The organism is Peribacillus deserti, from assembly GCF_002863585.1.
Taxonomy (GTDB): Bacteria; Bacillota; Bacilli; order Bacillales; family DSM-1321; genus Paraperibacillus; species Paraperibacillus deserti_A.
In genome coordinates, this window is sequence record NZ_PGUY01000038.1 from 1 (window position 1) to 20,497 (window position 20,497).

Consider the following 20,497-nt stretch of genomic DNA (forward strand, 5'->3'; position numbering starts at 1 on the left):
CCAGGATCAAACTCTCCGAAGAATGTTTGATATAGCTCTTAAAAGTTTAAAACTTGTTTTTGTATTTTCTCAGAGAGAAAATACCTGGCGTCTTGTTTCGTTCAGTTTTCAAAGAGCAACGTTAGTCGTAATGACGACCTAAATAATAATAACAGATTTAAAATAAAATGTCAACATCTTTTTATCAAAGCTGCAATAGCCATGATTGCTGCTGCCGACTTTTATTATTATATACAGGTTCAGTCATTAAATCAAGTCTGGATATGGCATTCGTAAAATTCTTTTATTTTACTGCCTTATCCATGCTTTAATTAAGGCTCTTTTCTAAAAGATTGTTGTTTTTTAATAGTTCGGTGAACCTACCCTATTGTTAAACAGGTTGATTGGAACGTAAGGTGCGAGACTCCTGCGGGAGCAGCGGGACAGGTGAGACCCCACAGGCGAAGCCGAGGAGGCTCAGCGCCCGCCCCGCGGAAAGCGAGCATCCTGTAGTGGAAATCAACCCCCTTGTTCAAAAACAACAAAGTTTGCGAAAACAGCCTTAATTAAAATGCTCTATCCCGTTTACAAGGATAGAGCAAAACGCTAATTCAGTACTTCGTCTATGTACCATTGCCTTTTTTGTTCTAAATTTACGATTTCACCTGAGTTTACGAACTGTACCAGTGGGCGTGTGGGCGTCTTCTGTTCAATAAATAAGACCTTTGCTATTGAACCGGTCGAAAGCTTGACCATATTTCCACTAAGATAAGTCGAGATTCCATTCAAAAGAGTTTGTACAACAGCAAGGTCAAATTTACCGAAATGATCCTGCCTGATCATTTCAAGCACTTTAAAAGGGGATTCTTTCTTTCTATATACCCGTTCAGAAGTCATTGCATGAAATACATCGGCAACAGCGACTATTTTTGAAAACGGGTGCAGCTTCTCTTCTTTATTCCGAACTGGATATCCGCTGCCATCTAACCGCTCATGGTGCTGGGCTATGGCAAATTTAACACCGTCCCGTAAAAAAGTGCTTTGCTGAACCATTTTCAAACCATAAGCTGGATGCTTCTTAATCTCTTCGAATTCAGAAGAAGTAAGGCTTGAATTTTTTTCTATGATTGAGGCTGGGATTTTTGCCATGCCACAGTCAATCAAACATCCCGCCAGAGCAATTTGTATGATCTCTCCATCATCATAATGAAGGGCCTTGGCAATATAGCCGCTGATCAATCCTGATGCAATCGCATGATGATATAAATAATCTTCTTTTGAGGAGTAGTGATGAAGGTTGAAGATTTCAGATTTGGACTTCAACATTCTTTCAAGCAATGGCAGAAAAAGTTCCCTTACCTTCATAACGTCAAAGCTTGCTCCTGCCTGCCAGGATTTGAACAATACTTTATAATTTTGCACCACTTTTAAATAATGCTGTGTGAAAGAGGACACATTACCCATATCCTCAAATTCTTCATCAATTCTCTCCATTGGCTCAAAAAGTCTTCCGTTAATCATCGTTTTTTCGATACTGGCTTCTTTGACCAGAAAAGCTTTTAAAATCTCCAGATGATTTTCATTCAAAACAGTCTTGCTTCTTATAATGGGCCGGCCCGTACGTCCTGTTATATCTCTTGCCAGTATACATCCTGTTAGTATTTCATCAACTTTTACTCGCAACGCTGCTCACCCCGCATACCAGCCTATTGGACTAGTTTTTAACTATATAGTAAAGGAAAAGCTGGCCAAAAACTAGAATATATTTCCTTTTTAAAAATAAACTCTGTTAAATTTGCCTGTTGATTGCAGCTAGCAGGCACTCGCTTTCCGCGGGGCGGTCCGGTAGCCTCCTCGGCGTTTACGCCTGTGGGGTCTCCCTTAATAGAAAAGCGGAGGACGGTGACTTTCAAAGTACTTCTTTTAAGAGACTGTGATGAACAAACTCCTTTAAAAAACTATTTTATTAAAGTCAGACACCTGACAGACATAAGCCAAGCGGCAGCGAAAGGCGCTTTTTGCCTTTTGAGGGCGATTGGCTTATGACCGAAGGTGTCAGTCCGGAGCTGGACAATAGCCGCTTTTCCCGCAGGAGTCTCGCACCTTACGCTCCAATCAGCTTAGTTCCAAAATCAACAATGAACTTTAACATAGCCTAAAAAAAAAGGAAGCGGTCAATAGCTCCGCTTCCCTCATATTTATTCAGATTCTTCTTCTGAGTCTTCTTTCGAAGCCTTTTCATCAATATCTTCCGATAGTGCTTCCTCATTCGGAACTTCCGACTCAGAACCTTCTCCGATTAGTTCTTCATCATCATCTTTTTCTTCTTCCCGTTCTACAATTGCAACCGTCGATACAAATTCTTCATCCGTACCATCCAGACGGATGAGTTTAACGCCTTGAGTGATGCGGCCAGTCTCAGAGATACTATCAATGGACATTCTGATCAGGACGCCTCCTGCTGTAATAAGCATTAAATCTTCCTCGCCGGTAACTGGCTTAACCGCAATGACGGGACCATTCCGGTCTGTGACATTACACGTTTTGATACCTTTTCCGCCTCGGCTCTGGACTCTATATTCATGTTCATCTGTTCGTTTACCATAGCCATATTTTGTGACTGTTAGGATCTTATTGTTTTCTTCAAGCAATTCCATGCCGATTACTTCATCATCTTCATCCAGGCTAATCCCTTTCACTCCAGTAGCATTACGTCCCATAGAACGTACATCTGTTTCTAGGAAGCGAATCAGCATTCCTTTACTTGTACCAATGATGATGTGTTTGGTTCCATCAGTCAGCTTTACAGAAATTAATTCATCATGTTCACGAAGGCCCAAAGCAATCAGCCCATTATTTCTAATATGTGCAAAAGAGGATAGTGGTGATCGTTTTGAAATACCATACTTTGTCGTAAAGAATAAAAACGAATCCTCTTCAAATTGCTCTACCGGAATAATGGCATTAATCCATTCTCCCTTTTCGATTCCAAGCAGGTTAATGATTGGCAGGCCTTTTGCCGTACGGCCGTACTCAGGAATCTCATAGCCCTTGGCACGGTATACTTTTCCTTTATTTGTGAAAAATAGGATCGTGTCATGAGTGGATGTTGTAAGCAGATGTTCAACAAAATCATTTTCATTTGTCCCCATCCCTTGAATACCCTTGCCGCCCCTGCGCTGGCTTCGGTAGGTATTGATCGGAAGACGCTTAATGTATCCGTTATGAGTCAGCGTAATTACGATATTCTCCTGTGGAATTAAATCTTCATCTTCAATATTTTCAAATCCTGCAGTCAGAATTTCAGTTCTTCGTTTATCGTTGAAACGCTCTTTGATCTCAAGCAGCTCTTCACGGATAATTTCAAGCACTTTTTCTTCATCAGCAAGGATTGCTCTTAGTTCGGCAATCAGGCGGACAAGCTCTTGATACTCATCTTCAATTTTCTCCCGCTCTAAACCGGTTAAACGCTGCAATCGCATATCCAGAATAGCCTGCGCCTGCTTCTCAGATAGAGAGAATCGTTCCATCAGGCCGTTTTTGGCTGCCTCAGTAGTTGGGGAGTTCCGAATCAGAGTAATGACTTCATCCAGATGATCAAGTGCAATTCGCAGACCCTCTAAAATATGAGCTCTGGCTTCTGCCTTTCTTAATTCGAATTCAGTTCTCCGGGTGATTACTACTTTCTGATGGTTCAGATAGTGAACCAAACACTGCTTCAGATTCAGAACCTTCGGCTGGCCCTCGGCAAGGGCAAGCAGATTGATTCCAAAGCTTGTTTGGAGAGCAGTCTGCTTGTAGAGGTTATTTAAGAGCACATTTGCATTTGCATCTCTTCGGACCTCTATGACAATTCTCATACCATTGCGGTCAGACTCATCTCTTAAGTCTGTAATGCCATCGATTTTTTTATCACGGACAAGCTCCGCAATTTTTTCAATGAGCCTCGCCTTATTTACCTGATATGGAAGCTCGTGGACAAGTATGACTTCCTTGCCGTTCGATTTTTGTTCGATTTCCACTTTCGCACGCAAAGTGATAGAACCTCTGCCGGTTTCATAAGCCTTTCGGATACCGCTTCTGCCGAGGATGAGTCCAGCTGTTGGAAAATCAGGACCAGGAATATACTCCATTAACTCCTGGATGGTAATATCCTGATTACGGCTCACTGCAAGAACTCCATCAATTACTTCACCTAATTGATGCGGCGGAATATTGGTAGCCATTCCTACAGCGATACCTGATGAACCGTTAACTAAAAGGTTCGGAAAGCGTGCAGGCAGAACGACCGGTTCTTTTTCGGAACCATCGTAGTTCTCTTTATAATCGATTGTATCTTTGTTAAGGTCACGGACTAATTCCATTGAAATCTTAGACATTCTGGCTTCCGTATAACGCATGGCTGCAGCTGAATCCCCGTCGACTGACCCGAAGTTCCCATGTCCATCTACGAGCATATAGCGATAGTTGAAATCCTGTGCCATACGTACCATTGTTTCATAAACAGCAGAGTCACCATGGGGATGGTACTTACCAATAACTTCCCCAACGATACGCGCTGATTTTTTATACGCTTTATCAGCCGTCATTCCAAGATCATTCATGGCATAGAGGATTCGGCGGTGAACAGGTTTCAAGCCATCCCGTACATCAGGAAGGGCACGGGACACAATAACACTCATCGCATAATCAAGGAATGAAGTACGCATTTCCTGGCTTATATTTATTTCTCTCACATTCGATCTTTCAGACTCAGACATGGAGTAAACCTCCTTTTAGGACGTATTATTTTCGGATGCATATGTAAAAGACAGGATAGAACATATCTACCCTGCTTTTTGAAGAAACTAAGAAGATTCTCTTGCTGTGTTCCTTAGATATCCAAGTTCTTTACATACAATGCATTTTCTTCTATAAAGTTACGGCGGGGCTCTACTTTGTCACCCATTAATATATCAAATGTTTCGTCAGCTTCGATTGCATCCTCCAGGGTTACCTGAAGAAGAGTGCGGGTTTCGGGATCCATTGTAGTTTCCCACAGCTGCCCTGGATTCATTTCCCCAAGACCCTTGTAACGCTGGATCCCAGGCTTTGGAACACTTGGCATTTCAGCAAGAATAGCGTCTAGCTGCCTGTCATTATAGGCATACTCCACTCTTTTCCCCTGCTGAATTTTATATAAAGGAGGCTGGGCAATATACACGTACCCGCTCTCGATAATATTTCTCATATAACGATAGAAAAAGGTTAATAATAAGGTTCTGATATGCGCACCATCTACATCGGCATCTGTCATGATGATGAGTTTATGATAGCGGGCCTTGGAAATATCAAAATCCCCGCCAATTCCTGTCCCTAGAGCCGTTATCATCGCTCTTACCTCGTTATTGGACAAAATTTTATCAAGCCTTGCTTTTTCAACATTTATGATTTTTCCGCGCAGAGGAAGAATCGCCTGGAAATGACGGTCCCGTCCCTGTTTGGCGGAACCTCCGGCTGAGTCACCCTCAACGATGTAAAGTTCGCTTATCGCTGGATCCTTTGAAGAGCAGTCCGCTAATTTACCCGGCAGAGCAGAGACTTCAAGGGCACTTTTCCTTCTTGTTAATTCCCTTGCTTTCTTCGCAGCCATTCTAGCCCGCGCTGCCATCAAACCTTTTTCGACTATTTTTCTGGCAACGGACGGGTTCTCAAGCATGAAGGAGTCTAATCTTTCTGAAAGCACAGAGTCTGTTACAGTTCTTGCTTCAGAGTTTCCGAGCTTAGTTTTTGTCTGTCCTTCGAATTGAGGATCCGGATGCTTGATGGAAATAATGGCGGTTAAGCCTTCACGTACATCCTCACCGGAAAGATTGGCATCAGCCTCTTTAATCAGTCCGTTTTTACGGGCGTAATCATTTATGATCCGGGTTAATCCTGTCTTAAAACCGGACTCATGTGTTCCGCCTTCATACGTGTGGATGTTGTTTGCAAAGGAGTATATATTACTTGAATAGCTGTCATTATATTGAAGGGCTACCTCAATGGAAATGCCGTCTTTTTCGCCTTCCATGAAAATAGGTTCTTCATGCAGCACTTCTTTCGTTCTATTCAAATGCTCTACGTAGGCTTTTATTCCACCTTCGTAATAATATTCATTTTTACGGTTTTCCGCTCTTTTATCCATTAGAGTTATTCGGATTCCGCGGTTTAAAAAGGCAAGTTCTCTTAAACGTGTAGCAAGAGTCTCATAATCATATTCCAGTGTCTCTGTAAATATCTGAGGATCTGGAGTGAAATGGATCGTGGTGCCCGTATGGTCCGTTTCACCAATAACCTTTAAATCTTCTCCGATTGCCCCTCTTTGGAACTTCTGGTAATAGATATTACCCTCACGGTGTACAAATACTTCGAGCTCCGTTGATAAGGCATTTACAACAGAAGCTCCAACGCCATGAAGACCGCCGGAAACCTTATATCCGCCGCCGCCAAACTTACCGCCGGCATGCAGCACAGTCATGATAACTTCTACTGCAGGACGTCCCATTTTTTCGTGAATCCCAACAGGTATGCCGCGTCCGTTATCCTTAACTGTGATACTGTTGTCTTCTTCAATAATAATATTTATTTCATCGCAATAACCCGCTAGAGCTTCATCGATACTATTATCAACGATTTCCCAGACAAGATGGTGAAGACCTTTTGCCGCAGTGGAGCCAATGTACATCCCCGGGCGTTTTCGAACCGCCTCAAGCCCTTCTAATACTTGTATCTGGTTCTCATCATAGGATTGTCCTTGTATGTCATCTCTTTGTACTTCATCATGTTCCATAGCCAACCCGATCACCTACACTTTTCTATGGCTAAATTTCTTTAGACTATATTTTATACGGAGCTGACCCGTTTATTTTATCAGCGTGTTTAAGAATGTATGATAATTGAAGACCTCTTTTTCAAGATGGATGAAGAAAAAGGCGATAAATACACCTTAGACTCTGTTACAACTATAGATTTGACTTCACCTTTTGTAAGATTCAGGGCCGTATCTTTTCTTTTCTCCATAAATTCCTGAAAAATATCTGAATTCTTAAGGACCTGTCTGTCTAGAATAACTATTATATCATTTGTTTTAACTAGAATGTCTTCGCCAATGTGAAGATACATAGAATCACCTCATTCCACTCGGTCCAAATGCCCCTGTTTCACGTAGTAAGCAGAGGCTTCCTTAAGGGTTTGATGATCAATCCCCTCTACACTGGTCGTTGTAACAAATGTCTGGACTTTGCCCTGGATGGTATTAAGCAGATGAGACTGACGGTAATCATCCAGTTCAGACAATACATCGTCCAATAATAAAATAGGGTATTCCCCAATTTCCGAATGAATCAATTCTATCTCTGCCAATTTTAAGGAAAGAGCCGTTGTTCTTTGCTGCCCCTGCGAACCAAACGTTTGAACATCCCTGCCGTTCACATGGAAAATCAAGTCATCACGATGCGGTCCGATCAGGGTGACTCCTCGTTCTTTTTCTCTAGTATTTATTTTATCAAACTTTTCTTCGAATTCACTCTTCATTTTCGACAATTCCATAGATTCTGATACATTGACTGTACTTATATATTCAATTTTCAGGGTTTCAAGGCCCCTTGATATGCCGGAATGAATCGGATACGCCCAATCCTGCAGCAGGGAAAGGTAATGAAACCTTTTTGCGACTATCTTTACGGCATACTCAATGAGCTGCTCTGTGAGCACATCAAGCATGGCCGTATCAGACGTTTTTTTTATTTGTAGGAGTTTTAAATAATGATTGCGTTGCTGAAGAATCTTTTGGTATTGACTCATATCATGGAGGTATACAGGAGAAACCTGGCCAATCTCCATATCAATAAAACGTCTTCTGACCTGCGGGCTGCCCTTGACTAAATGGAGATCCTCGGGAGCAAACATAACGACGTTCATATTGCCGACGTACTGGCTAAGTTTTTGTTGTTCTATATGGTTAGCCCTGGCTTTCTTTCCTTTTTTGGAAATAGTGAGCTCCAACGGAATGGAAGAATTTCTTTTTTTAACTCTTCCCTCTATTTTAGCATATTCTTCGTCCCAGCGAATGAGATCTTTATCATGTGAGGTGCGGTGTGCTTTTGCCATTGCCAGTACGAAAATGGATTCCATCACATTTGTTTTTCCCTGAGCATTTTCACCTAAAATGAGATTGACCTTATTTTCAAAGGAGACATCCAGATCAGCGTAATTCCGATAATTGGTTAGATGTAATTGTTCAATATGCATAAATGGTTTTTAAATTACCTCTTTATTAAATATTTCCCTTGCCCCGGTATATCAACCTGGTCTCCATCTCTGAGCTTCCTGCCTCGTCTAGTATCCAGTTCATTGTTGATGAATACTTCATGCTCGCTTAGAAACCACTTGGCCATGCCGCCGCTTTGGATAATATCTGCCAGCTTTAAAAATTGGCCAAGAGTAATATATTCTGTATCAATTGAAATTTGCTTCATCGTTCCTCACTCTTTCTTAGCAAGATTTTTGCCGAAAGTTATCCATCACTGCACTTAGTTTTAAGAGTTAGATACCCAATACTTAATTTTACTAAATTTTTTTCATTATTACAAAGAGGACTTGCAAATAAGATGGTTATACAGGAAAAACCTTGCCAGGGTCGTGACAAGGTTTTGTATCTGATTTGCAGGTACAGCTTAGTAGGTTCTGACTGGCAAAATCAGCTGAGTTATATTTTCATCATTCAGTGAGTGTATGACAAATGGTCTCATAGCGCCAGTAAATTTAACTCTAATTTCAGTGCCTTCCAGCGTTTTTAATGCATCCATCATATATTTTGCGCTAAATGAAATTTTTAATTCCTCTCCCTCGATAGAATCAGTCTGAACTTCTTCAATAACCTTTCCTATTTCAGGAGTGTTGGAGGAAATCTCCAGGAAGCCGTTATCCACTGTAGAAAGCTTGACCACATTATTTCTTCCTTCCCTGGCAAGAAGTGATGCACGGTCTATAGCCTGTAGGAATTCTTTCGTATGAACGACTACATCTGTCTTGCTTTCAGTCGGGATTAAACGGGATGTATCAGGATAATTTCCTTCAAGAAGTCTGGAAAAGAATAAAAGATGCTTGGCTTTAAATAAAACCTGGTTTTCAGTAATGACAATATCAATTAAATCTGAGTTATCATCGAGTATTTTGCTTAACTCATTCAAGCTCTTTCCAGGAATGACTACAGTGTATGAACTGTTCTCAGCTCCCTCAATTGGAGCCGTCCTCATAGCAAGACGGTGGCTGTCTGTTGCAATACAGTTAATATGGCCGTTTTCTATCTTCCAGTTTACACCTGTCAAGATAGGGCGTGTTTCTGACGTGGACACAGCGAATACCGTTTGCCTGATAAGAGTTTTTAATAAATCAGCTGGCAGCTTAAGTGTATTCTCTTCTTCAATCTGCGGGAGAAGAGGATACTCGTCTGGATCTAATCCATTAAGGTTAAATTCGGCTTTTCCTGATCGGATTATTGTTTGAAATGAATTGGCAACCTGCATTTCAACGGTTCCAAGCGGTAGTTTTTTTACGATTTCGCTAAAGAACTTCGCTTGAAGTACGATACTTCCAGTTTCTTTGATCTCTACGATTTCGTCTCCAGCTTCCTCAGCAGGTATGAAAGATTCAATAGAAATATCAGAATCACTTCCAGTAAAAGTTACGCCTTCCTCTGTTGCTGTAATTTTAATCCCAGTAAGAATTGGAATAGTTGTTCTGGAAGTGACGGCTTTCATTACATCCTGCACACTTTGAACTAATCGGTCACGCTGAATGATAAATCTCATTTTTTAATCCTCCAAATAAATACGTTTATTATTTATTATTTTTATAAAAAAAATTAGTAGTAATAGTAATAGGCCCTGTAGATATGTGGATAAGTAGAAAAAGTGTAAGGAAAAACAGTCTATCCACATGTGGATAGACTGTGTGTAACTTATGTTGAGTTATTAACATTATTCAGTTATGAATGAACTATACTTTTAGGCGATCATTTATTTCCTGCAGCTGTCGCTGGAATTGAACATCACTTTGAATGAGCTTTGAAATCTTCTCATGCGCATGAATAACAGTGGTATGATCTCTTCCCCCGAATTCTTCCCCGATCTTTGGCAGGGAGAAGTCGGTGAGCTCCCTGGACAGATACATGGCAATCTGTCTAGGAAAAGCGACAGATTTAGTCCGTTTTTTCGCTTTAAAATCTTCTAGCTTCACCTGGAAATGTTCACCTACAGCCTTTTGAATATCCATAATCGTGATCATTTTTGGTTTTGAGCTTGGAATAATATCCTTCAATGCCTCTGCAGCAAGGTCCGCGTTGATATCTTTATTTATAAGCGAAGAATAAGCAACAACTCTTATCAGAGCTCCTTCAAGCTCTCTGATGTTCGTATCAATCTGGTTTGCAATATAAAGCATGACTTCATTCGGAATGTCCAGCCCTTCTGCTTTTGCCTTCTTCCGCAGGATGGCAATACGAGTTTCTAGATCAGGAGGGGTAATATCGGTAATTAATCCCCATTCAAAACGTGATCTAAGCCTGTCCTCAAGAGTGGGGATTTCCTTAGGCGGTCTGTCACTGGAAATGATGATCTGTTTGCTTTCTTCATGAAGGGTGTTAAAAGTATGAAAGAATTCTTCCTGGGTTTGTTCTTTTCCGGCAAGAAACTGAATATCATCAATTAGCAGTACATCCACGCTTCGATATTTATTGCGGAAATCGACAGCCTTGTTGTCACGAATTGAATTAATAAACTCATTCGTGAACTTTTCAGAAGATAAATACAGAACTTTGGCTGCAGGATTATGCTCCAGCACATAATGTCCGATCGCATGCATTAAGTGGGTTTTTCCGAGTCCTACTCCTCCATAAATAAATAAAGGGTTGTAGGCTTTGGCAGGAGCTTCCGCAACCGCAAGCGATGCTGCATGGGCAAAGCGATTCCCTGACCCTATTACAAATGTATCAAACGTGTATTTGGGATTTAACATATTTAGCGGAAACTCAATGGTCTCAGCGTCAGCCTTTTTGATTTTTTTTGCCGGCTGAGGAATATCATAATCCTCTTCTCCCTGATTCTGCGGGATCATAAACTTTACTTCGAGTTCTTCTCCTGTAAGTTCAAGCAGTACTCCGGAGATTAAGTGGGAATATCTTTCTTCAAGCCAATCCCGAGCAAAATCATTCGGGGCTACCACGGTAAGTGTATCTCCTTGCAGAGAGTGAGCCTTGGTAGACTTCAGCCAGGTCTCAAAACTGGGCTTTGAAATCTTTGTTTCTATCTTACCGAGTGCTTTATCCCATAAAGCAGCAATATTCTCCAAAAATTATCCCTCCTAACGAGGATCAGCATTTTTTTATTCGTATAAAGTTGAAGTAGAATAGTTTGATACATATATAGAAATCTTTCCAACAACAATAAACCGCCGATGCTGTATAACCTTTGTACAACTAAAAACACCTGTTTACAGCATGGGGTTTATGTTTATGCAACTCTATGAATGTTGAAAAATATATAATAAAGAAGAAAAAAGACTATTCGACAATATCCACGCCCTGTGGACAAATAAATACACATTCCCTGAATAAACTATCCACAAGTTATACACAATCTGTGGATAATCTTTTATGTGGATAAAGTTATCCAGAGTGAAAACACAAATATAATATCAAATAAAAGAGAGAGATGCAATGGATTTTTAAGTTTATCCACAATCACCCAGAGCTGTGCAAAAAGTTTTTCCACAGGCATCTAAGTTGTGAAAAACTTGTCGATATCACATGTGGATAGTTAGAAATTTGTCGAATTTTATCCACATTGCTTTTTTCATGGAGAGTGTATAATATATGTTTGGTAGATGACCTGGATGGATCAGATAGAGAAAAAAACTCCAGCTAATCTTTTTTTTATTGAAAGGTTGACAAAATTCCATAGTCATCACTATAATTAGAAAGACTGTCTGTAACTGTTATTCCTCAGGGAGGTGTCATATATGAAAAGAACTTACCAACCAAATAAACGTAAACACAGCAAAGTTCACGGTTTCCGCGCTCGCATGAGCTCAAAAAACGGACGTAAAGTTTTAGCTGCTCGTCGTCGTAAAGGCAGAAAAGTATTATCTGCATAGGCCACTGAAATGATCAGTGGTCTTTTTTTCTCATATAGATATTTTTTTCAATAACCTAGCATTCCTAAACGAAGATATTCAGCATAAGGCTGATTTTTTCAGAGGCTTTCTGTAATCCAGGCTGATGCATCTGGTTAATTTTGTTCAATGAAGGTGTAAAGATGAAAAAAAAGTTAAGAATTAAAAAAAATGAAGAGTTTCAAACGGTATTTCAAAAAGGAAAATCCGTAGCGAACCGGCAATTTGTCATATACATTCTTGAAAAAAGCAACCAGGATTACTTTCGCATCGGTTTGTCGATTAGTAAGAAGATAGGAAATGCAGTAGTCCGTAACCAGATCAAGCGATATATAAGGCAGGCTTTTCTTGAAATCAAAGAAGATATCATTCCTGGCAGGGATTATGTGATCATTGCCAGGAAGCCTGCTGCTGATCTGAACTTTTTCGAGGTGAAAAGCAGTTTGATCCACGTATTAAAAGTGGGTAAGTCCATAAATCCGCGGATAAAAAATGAACGGATTAATAAGTAGCATCATAAGTTGGACAAGGCCGAAGCCGCTTCTTCATAAACTGGAAAAATTTTAGAAGCTTTGCCTTTAAAAAGATGGTACAATACTGGTTGATACATAAGGATGTATGTTTAGCGCTGCTTTCTGTGAATGATTATAGTGAGCATGCGGTTTTGCAGTTTTTTTGGCTTCTGCCTTGATATAGATTAAGCCTGAAATGGATTGATAAGGAGTTAAGGAGGAAAAGTCGTTTGAAAAAAAGAATCATACTGTCTATAGGTTTGATTTCAATGATGCTGTTTTTAGCAGGATGTTCGCAAGTTAATAAACCTATAACAGCCGAAAGTACAGGTTTCTGGAATGAATACATTGTCTATCCTTTGTCACTATTTATTATTAAAGTGGCGGAAGCTTTAGGCGGAAGTTACGGGTTTTCCATTATAGTCGTTACCTTAGTCATTCGATTAGCCATTCTGCCGCTAATGATTAAACAAATAAGAAGTTCTAAAGCTATGCAGGCATTGCAGCCGGAAATGCAGGAGTTAAGAAAAAAATATGCTTCAAAAGACGCTGCCACACAGCAGAAGCTTCAGCAGGAGACCATGGCACTTTTCCAGAAGCATGGTGTCAACCCGCTGGCTGGCTGCTTCCCATTGATCGTCCAAATGCCTATTCTGATCGGATTTTATCATGCCATAAGCCGGACTAGAGAAATTGCGAACCATAATTTCCTCTGGTTTGATCTTGGCGAACACGATCCATATTATATTCTTCCGATCGTTGCAGGTATAACGACATTTATTCAGCAGAAAATGTCGATGGCTGGAACAGCACAGCAAAATCCGCAGATGGCCATGATGCTATGGATTATGCCGATTATGATTGTTGTTTTTGCGATTAATTTCCCTGCTGCACTTTCTTTATACTGGGTAGTTGGTAACTTATTTATGATTGTGCAAACGTACTTTATTAAAGGACCGGAATTACGAAATGCCCCAGCCAAAAATACGGGAGGAGCGAAAAAGTGAAACAAGTAACTGCTACCGGACATACGGTCGATGCAGCAGTAGAGTCAGCTTTAGCTCAATTAAGTACAACCCGGGACCGTGTCCAGATCGAGGTCATTGAACAAGGAAAAAAAGGTTTTCTTGGGATTTTCGGAAATAAGGAAGCACAGGTTATAGTAACACTTCCACCGGATCCGGTGGAAGAAACGGAAAGATATATCAGAAACGTAAGCAGAGAAATGGGTGTAGAAGTAACCATTGATGTAAAGCGGTCCGGTAAAAATGTTACATATCTTTTATCCGGGGATAAAATCGCTCTCTTGATTGGAAAACGCGGGCAAACGCTTAACTCATTGCAGTATCTTGCCCAGCTTGCTGCCAACAGCTGTTCAAGACAGTATCTTACAATCATTCTGGATGCAGAAGATTACCGGACACGCAGAAATGAAACGTTGACAGCCCTGGCGAAACGAATGGCTGAAAAAGCGATGAGATCCGGGAGGGAAGTAGCACTTGAACCAATGCCTTCTTACGAGCGGAAAGTCATTCATTCAGCTTTGATGGAATTCAAAAATATTAAAACCTATTCCAACGGTGCAGAGCCTTATAGACATATAGTGATCGCACCTTCCAAATTAAAAAAATAATGCTGAAACTGATCCTCAAGTTTTATAAGGATCAGTTTTTTTATGCGTATCTTTAGGCTGAAGCTTCTCATTGATTGAAACGGATACTTGAGACTCCCGCAGAAGGGGAGGGAATCCGGATGGAATTAATATTCAAGTTTACTAGAGCTAAATAAAAGAAGTCTTCGTAAACGATTACGAGGTAGTAAAAAAATAATTTGCCGATTTGCTTTTATTGTTATTCACATGTGGATAAGTTAAAATAGAGAGACTTATATGTTTTTTTGATTGTGGATAACTACATTTGAATCTGGAACAGATTTTTTATAAAATAGTTTTTTGTTCTAAAATTTTTCATAAGAGAGATGAAGACATGGAATTTGATACAATAACAGCGATATCGACTCCAATGGGTGAAGGTGCAATTGCCATTGTGCGGCTTTCCGGTGACGAAGCGCTGGCTATTGCAGATAAGATATATAAAGGGCGCAGCGCTAAGCGGTTGTCCGAAGTCGCGTCTCATACAATTCATTACGGACACTTAATAGATCCAAAAACCGAAAAGGTTGTAGAGGAAGTAATGATATCCGTAATGAGGGGACCAAAAACGTTTACGAGAGAAGATGTTGTTGAAATTAACTGCCACGGCGGATTAGTTTCTGTGAACCGGGTACTCCAGCTTGTTCTGGCCAATGGTGCAAGACTTGCAGAGCCTGGGGAATTTACAAAAAGAGCCTTCCTGAATGGCCGGATAGACTTATCACAGGCTGAAGCAGTAATGGATTTGATCAGAGCCAAAACAGACCGTGCCATGAATGTGGCGCTTGGACAGATGGAAGGAAGACTATCCAAGCTGATCCGAGCATTAAGGCAAGAAATTTTGGAAACCCTCGCGCATGTAGAGGTAAACATAGATTATCCAGAGTATGATGATGTGGAAGAAATGACACATGGAATATTTATGGAACGGGCTTCCCATGTAAAGAGTGAATTAGAACGGCTCCTCAGGACTTCTGAGCAAGGAAAAATCCTTCGGGAAGGATTATCGACTGTTATCATCGGACGACCGAATGTCGGTAAATCATCGCTCCTTAACAGCCTGGTACACGAAAACAAGGCGATCGTTACAGATATACCGGGAACAACCCGTGACGTAATAGAGGAGTATGTGAATGTAAGAGGAGTACCTTTAAGGCTCCTTGATACAGCCGGAATACGGGAAACGGAAGATATTGTTGAAAGAATTGGTGTGGAACGGTCAAGAGCTGTCTTAAAAGAAGCTGATTTGATTCTGCTAGTATTAAATAATTCCGATGAGCTTACCGTTGAAGACGAACAGCTATTTCAAATCACAGAGGACATGGATGTCATCGTTATCATTAACAAAATGGACTTGCCATCGAAAATTAATATAGATAAAGTGAAAGAACTGGCTAAAGAACGCCCGATCGTAACCACTTCCCTGTTAGAGGATCAGGGAGTGGATGAGCTGGAAGAAGCGATCTCCTCCTTATTCTTTGCAGGCTCCCTAGAAGCCGGGGATATGACATATGTATCAAACTCCCGTCATATTGCCTTAATCAGCCAGGCGCTAAACGCCATTACAGATGCCATGGAAGCAATCGAGGCAGGAACACCGATAGACTTAGTTCAAATCGACTTCACTAGAACCTGGGAGCTGCTGGGAGAAATCATAGGCGACAGTGTACACGAAAGCCTTATAGATCAACTATTTTCACAATTCTGTTTAGGGAAATAAGAAAAGCGGAGAACGGTGCCTTCTGAATAGTATTGGTTTGAAGCTCAGATGAAACAGAGAACGATGTTTTCAAAATATATATTCAGAAGGTTAAGAACATCCAATCAGGAACAAAGCGGCATCCGAAAATGGCCGCCTTTTCCTTTTAGGCTTGCGAATATTTTCGAAACCATGAAGAACATGTAAAGCTGAAAGCAGCTTTTTATATAGAGTTTAGAAGGAGGTAAGGATATGCCTTACGAAGCAGGTACGTATGATGTTATAGTAGTTGGGGCCGGCCATGCTGGCGTGGAAGCTGGTCTTGCAGCTGCACGTCTTGGCGCAAAGACACTGATGCTTACTATAAACCTGGATATGGTCGCATTTATGCCATGTAACCCATCGGTGGGTGGGCCGGCTAAAGGGATTGTGGTCAGGGAAATTGATGCCCTTGGCGGTGAAATGGGTAGAAATATCGATAAAACACATATTCAAATGAGGATGCTCAATACAGGTAAGGGACCGGCTGTGCGGGCATTAAGAGCACAGGCTGATAAGTTCTTATATCAGCAGGAAATGAAAAAAACGATTGAAAATGAAGAGAACCTCGACCTTGTGCAAGGTCTGGTTGAACGATTGATTATCGAAGATGGTGCGTGTAAAGGAGTTATTACACAAACCGGAGCTGCTTACTATTCAAAAACGGTCGTAATCACAACAGGTACATTCCTGCGCGGAGAAATTATTTTAGGAGAATTAAAATACTCCAGCGGACCGAATAACCAGCAGCCTTCCATCAAGCTTTCGGAACACTTGGAAGAGCTTGGCTTCGATTTAGTCCGTTTCAAGACGGGTACTCCTCCGAGAGTACATAGTGAAACGATTGACTACAGCAAGACGGAAATACAGCCTGGTGATGATGTTCCACGGGCATTTTCCTATGAGACAACCAAATTTATCACAGACCAGCTTCCATGCTGGCTTACTTATACAAGTGAAGTGACGCATCAAATCATTGATGATAACTTGCATCGTTCTCCGATGTATTCCGGGATGATAAAAGGAACAGGTCCTAGATATTGCCCTTCGATTGAAGATAAGGTTGTTCGTTTCCATGATAAACCGCGACACCAGATTTTCCTTGAGCCGGAAGGCAGAAATACACACGAGGTGTATGTGCAGGGTTTATCTACAAGTCTTCCTGAGGATGTACAAAAAAAGGTGCTTGCTTCCATTCCTGGTTTGGAAAATGTTCAGATGATGCGTGCAGGTTATGCGATTGAATATGATTCGGTTGTTCCTACACAATTATGGCCGACATTAGAGACGAAGAAGGTTCCGAATTTGTATACGGCGGGACAAATCAATGGTACTTCTGGTTATGAAGAGGCTGCCGGACAAGGTTTGATGGCAGGAATTAATGCCGGCCTTAAAGCACTGGAAAAAGAAGAATTAATTTTAAGCAGATCGGATGCTTATATTGGCGTGTTGATCGATGACCTGGTTACGAAGGGTACGAATGAGCCATACCGCCTGCTTACCTCAAGAGCCGAATACCGCCTGCTGCTAAGACACGATAATGCAGACCTTCGCTTAACAGAAAAAGGCTACGAAATTGGCATGATCAAAGAAGAAAGATATTCTAAGTTCCTTCAGAAAAAGGCTGCAATCGAAAGTGAATTAGAAAGATTGAAATCTATTTTCATTAAGCCGACAGCTGAAGTCCAAGAACTGATTGTCAGCAAAGGTGGGAGCGAGCTGAAGGATGGAATCAGGGCTTCCGATCTGTTAAAGCGGCCAGAGATGGGTTATGAACAAATTCAGCAGCTGGTCCCGTCAGATTCCGAAATAGCTTCCGATGTATCTGAGCAAGTGGAAATTCAAATCAAATACGAAGGATATATTGAAAAATCCTTACAGCAAGTGGAAAAGCTTAAGAAGATGGAAAACAAAAAAATTCCAGAAAACATTGATTATGATGCAATTAATGGACTAGCATCCGAAGCAAGGCAGAAGCTGAAAGAAGTACGTCCTCTTTCCGTTGCCCAGGCTTCCCGCATTTCAGGAGTAAATCCTGCCGATACATCTATTCTTCTGGTATATTTAGAACAAGGTAAAATTGCCCGTTTAAGTCAATAACCCGCATCTGCCTATTTTAGCCAGGCGGGAATAAAGAGGTTGCTTACATGAATATAGAACAATTTCAAACCATGCTGTCCGAAAAAGGGATCACCCTTTCCGGGCAGCAGCTTGATCAATTTGATACTTATTTTCATTTATTGGTTGAATGGAATAATAAGATGAATTTGACGGCTATCACAGATAAAGAAGAGGTATATCTGAAGCATTTCTATGATTCTGTTTCAGCTGCTTTTTACTTTGATTTTACTAAACCATATAAGCTCTGTGATGTAGGAGCGGGGGCAGGATTTCCCAGCATTCCTCTAAAGATCTGTTTTCCAGAGCTTCATGTGTCCATTGTTGATTCACTAAACAAAAGGATTTCTTTTCTTGAACACTTAGCAGCTTCCTTAAAGCTTGAAAATGTCTCTTTTTATCATGACAGAGCCGAAACCTTCGGCCAAAACCCAGTGCATCGTGAAAAGTATGATGTAGTTACAGCCCGAGCTGTAGCAAGAATGTCAGTATTAAGTGAATTATGTATGCCTCTTGTCAAAGTAGGCGGTTTCTTTGTGGCCATGAAAGGTGCTAATGGACAGGGTGAAACAGAGACTGGAGAAAAGGCTGTAAAAGTATTGGGCGGGAAAGTGGAAAGCATTACTCCGTTCCTGCTGCCGATTGAAGAGAGCGAAAGAAATATCATTATTGTCAGCAAAACAAAGCCGACTCCGAAAAAGTATCCACGAAAGCCCGGAACACCAAACAAGCAGCCAATAGAATAATTCATATGTTGGCTGCATTGCTTTGTATTCTATGAACAGACCTTAGCTGCCAAATCACATAGATTTTCAGGTTTTGGTTTAAATGGGAGCTCTAATCTGTTTTAATAATTTTGCCGATAATAAAAGCAGGAACCTGTCGTTTAAAAGAAGAATATGTAATGTGGGAGTTTCTTAAAGGTGGTGTATGGAAATGAAGCATCCTTTTTCACGTTTCTTTGGATTAGGGGAAAAAGGTGAACAGCAAGGGGAACAACAGGGGCTGAATGAAGAAGTGGAGAAGACAGTCCGAGAAGAAATACAAAATATTCCTATTTCAGATATTATTCCAAACCGGTACCAGCCTCGAACTATATTTGATGATAGCAAGATTTCTGAACTGGCGCAGACGATCCGTACTCATGGAATTATCCAGCCGATTGTCGTCCGTAAGTATCAGGATGATAAGTATGAAATTATAGCTGGTGAACGCCGATATAGAGCAATGCTTAAACTGGAATGGGAAGACGTTCCGGTTATAGTCAAAGATTTTAATGATAAAGAAACAGCATCGGTTGCATTAATTGAGAACCTTCAGAGAGAAGAACTTTCTCCGATTGAAGAAGCATTAGCTTATGCGCGGCTGCTTGAACTGCATGAACTAACTCAGGAAGCGCTCGCCCAGAGGCTTGGAATCGGCCAATCGACTGTTGCGAATAAGCTGAGATTGTTAAAACTTCCGCAGGAAGTCCAGGATGCAGTCCTGAGCAAACAAATAACAGAACGCCATGCCCGTTCTCTTATTCCCTTAAAAGATCCAGCGAAGCAGGTTCAGCTGCTTGCAGAGATAATTGAAAAAAACCTTAATGTTAAACAGACCGAAGAAAGAATCATTAAGATTCTTACTCCTCCGGAAACTAAGCCAAAACCAAAGAGAAAAGCTTTTAGCAAAGACATGCGAATTGCTGTGAATACAATCCGGCAATCGCTCTCCATGGTGACGGACAACGGGATAAATTTAGATTCTTCAGAAGAAGAATTTGAAGAATATTACCAATTTACTATTAAAATTCCAAAAAAGAAGTAATTGCCATTTTTCTATATTCATATAAATCTATCAATCTATCAATCGATTATCCGGGCTGGCTCATGAGTCAGCCTTTTTTGTGCATGGACGAAAACATCATGATCCGGCCTTTCCTCTGTTCATACTTGATTTTGATATCGACCTACCCTATTGTTAATCAGGTTGATTGGAGCGTAAGGTGCGAGACTCCTGCGGGAGCAGCGGGACAGGTGAGACCCCGCAGGCGAAGCCGAGGAGGCTCAGCGCCCGCCCCGCGGAAAGCGAGCATCCTGAAGTGGAAATCAACTCCCTTATTCATTAACAACAAAAGTTTGCGAAAACAGTCTTTTTAAAAGAAGATTTGTCTTAGTTTTTAACCTTCCTGTTTGTTTCCTGCAGGCACTGGTTCTCATAGGGAGGGTGAGCTGCAGAGAAGATCATCACGACAATCTTTTAGAAAAGAGCCTTTAAAAAACTTATCCAAGCTGAAAAATTGAATGTCAGAAATAAATTTAATAA

The 20,497-nt window shown here is 40.9% G+C and carries 16 protein-coding genes; 8 read left to right on the plus strand and 8 right to left on the minus strand.

Translation table 11 applies throughout. From position 1 onward, the window contains the following. Positions 1 to 585: 585 nt before the first annotated feature. The 8 genes from CUU66_RS12240 to dnaA form a co-directional block, all read right to left on the minus strand. Positions 586 to 1,662 (minus strand): HD-GYP domain-containing protein, encoded by a 1,077-nt coding sequence (locus CUU66_RS12240; protein ID WP_101642552.1) that lies wholly within the window; start codon positions 1,660 to 1,662, stop codon positions 586 to 588. A gap of 515 nt (positions 1,663 to 2,177) precedes the next feature. Beyond that, entirely contained in the window at positions 2,178 to 4,739 is a 2,562-nt protein-coding gene (gene gyrA / locus CUU66_RS12245; protein ID WP_101642554.1) for a DNA gyrase subunit A, read from the minus strand. Between the two features lie 113 nt (positions 4,740 to 4,852). Then, positions 4,853 to 6,790 (minus strand): DNA topoisomerase (ATP-hydrolyzing) subunit B, encoded by a 1,938-nt coding sequence (gene gyrB, locus CUU66_RS12250; RefSeq protein ID WP_101642557.1) that lies wholly within the window; start codon positions 6,788 to 6,790, stop codon positions 4,853 to 4,855. 89 nt (positions 6,791 to 6,879) lie between these two features. Next, positions 6,880 to 7,122 carry an extracellular matrix regulator RemB gene (gene remB, locus CUU66_RS12255; RefSeq protein ID WP_101642560.1) on the minus strand — a complete coding sequence of 81 codons (243 nt, stop codon included), beginning with the start codon at positions 7,120 to 7,122 and terminating at the stop codon, positions 6,880 to 6,882. A 9-nt stretch (positions 7,123 to 7,131) separates the two neighbouring features. Beyond that, positions 7,132 to 8,250 carry a DNA replication/repair protein RecF gene (gene recF / locus CUU66_RS12260; protein WP_101642562.1) on the minus strand — a complete coding sequence of 373 codons (1,119 nt, stop codon included), beginning with the start codon at positions 8,248 to 8,250 and terminating at the stop codon, positions 7,132 to 7,134. A 14-nt stretch (positions 8,251 to 8,264) separates the two neighbouring features. Next, positions 8,265 to 8,477: a S4 domain-containing protein YaaA gene (gene yaaA, locus CUU66_RS12265; RefSeq protein ID WP_101642564.1), complete on the minus strand. Its 213-nt coding sequence runs from the start codon at positions 8,475 to 8,477 to the stop codon at positions 8,265 to 8,267. Between the two features lie 198 nt (positions 8,478 to 8,675). After that, entirely contained in the window at positions 8,676 to 9,812 is a 1,137-nt protein-coding gene (gene dnaN / locus CUU66_RS12270; protein ID WP_101642567.1) for a DNA polymerase III subunit beta, read from the minus strand. A 187-nt stretch (positions 9,813 to 9,999) separates the two neighbouring features. Beyond that, positions 10,000 to 11,349 carry a chromosomal replication initiator protein DnaA gene (dnaA, locus tag CUU66_RS12275; protein WP_101642569.1) on the minus strand — a complete coding sequence of 450 codons (1,350 nt, stop codon included), beginning with the start codon at positions 11,347 to 11,349 and terminating at the stop codon, positions 10,000 to 10,002. Between the two features lie 669 nt (positions 11,350 to 12,018). Here dnaA and rpmH point away from each other — a divergent pair. The 8 genes from rpmH (at position 12,019) to noc (ending at position 19,999) form a co-directional block, all read left to right on the plus strand. Further along, the gene (gene rpmH, locus CUU66_RS12280; RefSeq protein WP_082883743.1) at positions 12,019 to 12,153 is read left to right on the plus strand and encodes a 50S ribosomal protein L34; all 135 of its coding nucleotides are present in this window, start codon (positions 12,019 to 12,021) and stop codon (positions 12,151 to 12,153) included. 161 nt (positions 12,154 to 12,314) lie between these two features. Continuing rightward, a complete protein-coding gene (gene rnpA / locus CUU66_RS12285; protein ID WP_101642571.1) occupies positions 12,315 to 12,683 on the plus strand; it encodes a ribonuclease P protein component in 369 nt (122 codons plus the stop codon). 230 nt (positions 12,684 to 12,913) lie between these two features. Beyond that, positions 12,914 to 13,690, plus strand: a complete 777-nt coding sequence (gene spoIIIJ / locus CUU66_RS12290; RefSeq protein ID WP_101642572.1) for a YidC family membrane integrase SpoIIIJ — start codon at positions 12,914 to 12,916, stop codon at positions 13,688 to 13,690. Continuing rightward, a complete protein-coding gene (jag, locus tag CUU66_RS12295; protein ID WP_101642574.1) occupies positions 13,687 to 14,316 on the plus strand; it encodes an RNA-binding cell elongation regulator Jag/EloR in 630 nt (209 codons plus the stop codon). Before spoIIIJ ends, jag begins: the two co-directional genes overlap by 4 nt. Before the next feature lie 352 nt (positions 14,317 to 14,668). Continuing rightward, positions 14,669 to 16,054, plus strand: coding sequence for a tRNA uridine-5-carboxymethylaminomethyl(34) synthesis GTPase MnmE (gene mnmE / locus CUU66_RS12300; RefSeq protein WP_101642576.1), 1,386 nt, complete (start codon positions 14,669 to 14,671; stop codon positions 16,052 to 16,054). Between the two features lie 231 nt (positions 16,055 to 16,285). Beyond that, positions 16,286 to 18,172, plus strand: a complete 1,887-nt coding sequence (gene mnmG / locus CUU66_RS12305) for a tRNA uridine-5-carboxymethylaminomethyl(34) synthesis enzyme MnmG (protein WP_101642578.1) — start codon at positions 16,286 to 16,288, stop codon at positions 18,170 to 18,172. A 47-nt stretch (positions 18,173 to 18,219) separates the two neighbouring features. Continuing rightward, entirely contained in the window at positions 18,220 to 18,936 is a 717-nt protein-coding gene (gene rsmG, locus CUU66_RS12310; protein ID WP_101642581.1) for a 16S rRNA (guanine(527)-N(7))-methyltransferase RsmG, read from the plus strand. A 190-nt stretch (positions 18,937 to 19,126) separates the two neighbouring features. After that, the gene (noc, locus tag CUU66_RS12315) at positions 19,127 to 19,999 is read left to right on the plus strand and encodes a nucleoid occlusion protein (protein WP_101642583.1); all 873 of its coding nucleotides are present in this window, start codon (positions 19,127 to 19,129) and stop codon (positions 19,997 to 19,999) included. Positions 20,000 to 20,497 lie beyond the last annotated feature (498 nt).

Coding starts and splice junctions, on each gene's coding strand:
- gyrA (WP_101642554.1), bottom strand. CDS start 4,739: ATGTCTGAGTCTGAAAGATCGAATGTGAGAGAAATAAATATAAGCCAG.
- gyrB (WP_101642557.1), bottom strand. CDS start 6,790: ATGGAACATGATGAAGTACAAAGAGATGACATACAAGGACAATCCTAT.
- remB (WP_101642560.1), bottom strand. CDS start 7,122: ATGTATCTTCACATTGGCGAAGACATTCTAGTTAAAACAAATGATATA.
- recF (WP_101642562.1), bottom strand. CDS start 8,250: ATGCATATTGAACAATTACATCTAACCAATTATCGGAATTACGCTGAT.
- yaaA (WP_101642564.1), bottom strand. CDS start 8,477: ATGAAGCAAATTTCAATTGATACAGAATATATTACTCTTGGCCAATTT.
- dnaN (WP_101642567.1), bottom strand. CDS start 9,812: ATGAGATTTATCATTCAGCGTGACCGATTAGTTCAAAGTGTGCAGGAT.
- rpmH (WP_082883743.1), top strand. CDS start 12,019: ATGAAAAGAACTTACCAACCAAATAAACGTAAACACAGCAAAGTTCAC.
- rnpA (WP_101642571.1), top strand. CDS start 12,315: ATGAAAAAAAAGTTAAGAATTAAAAAAAATGAAGAGTTTCAAACGGTA.
- mnmE (WP_101642576.1), top strand. CDS start 14,669: ATGGAATTTGATACAATAACAGCGATATCGACTCCAATGGGTGAAGGT.
- mnmG (WP_101642578.1), top strand. CDS start 16,286: ATGCCTTACGAAGCAGGTACGTATGATGTTATAGTAGTTGGGGCCGGC.
- rsmG (WP_101642581.1), top strand. CDS start 18,220: ATGAATATAGAACAATTTCAAACCATGCTGTCCGAAAAAGGGATCACC.
- noc (WP_101642583.1), top strand. CDS start 19,127: ATGAAGCATCCTTTTTCACGTTTCTTTGGATTAGGGGAAAAAGGTGAA.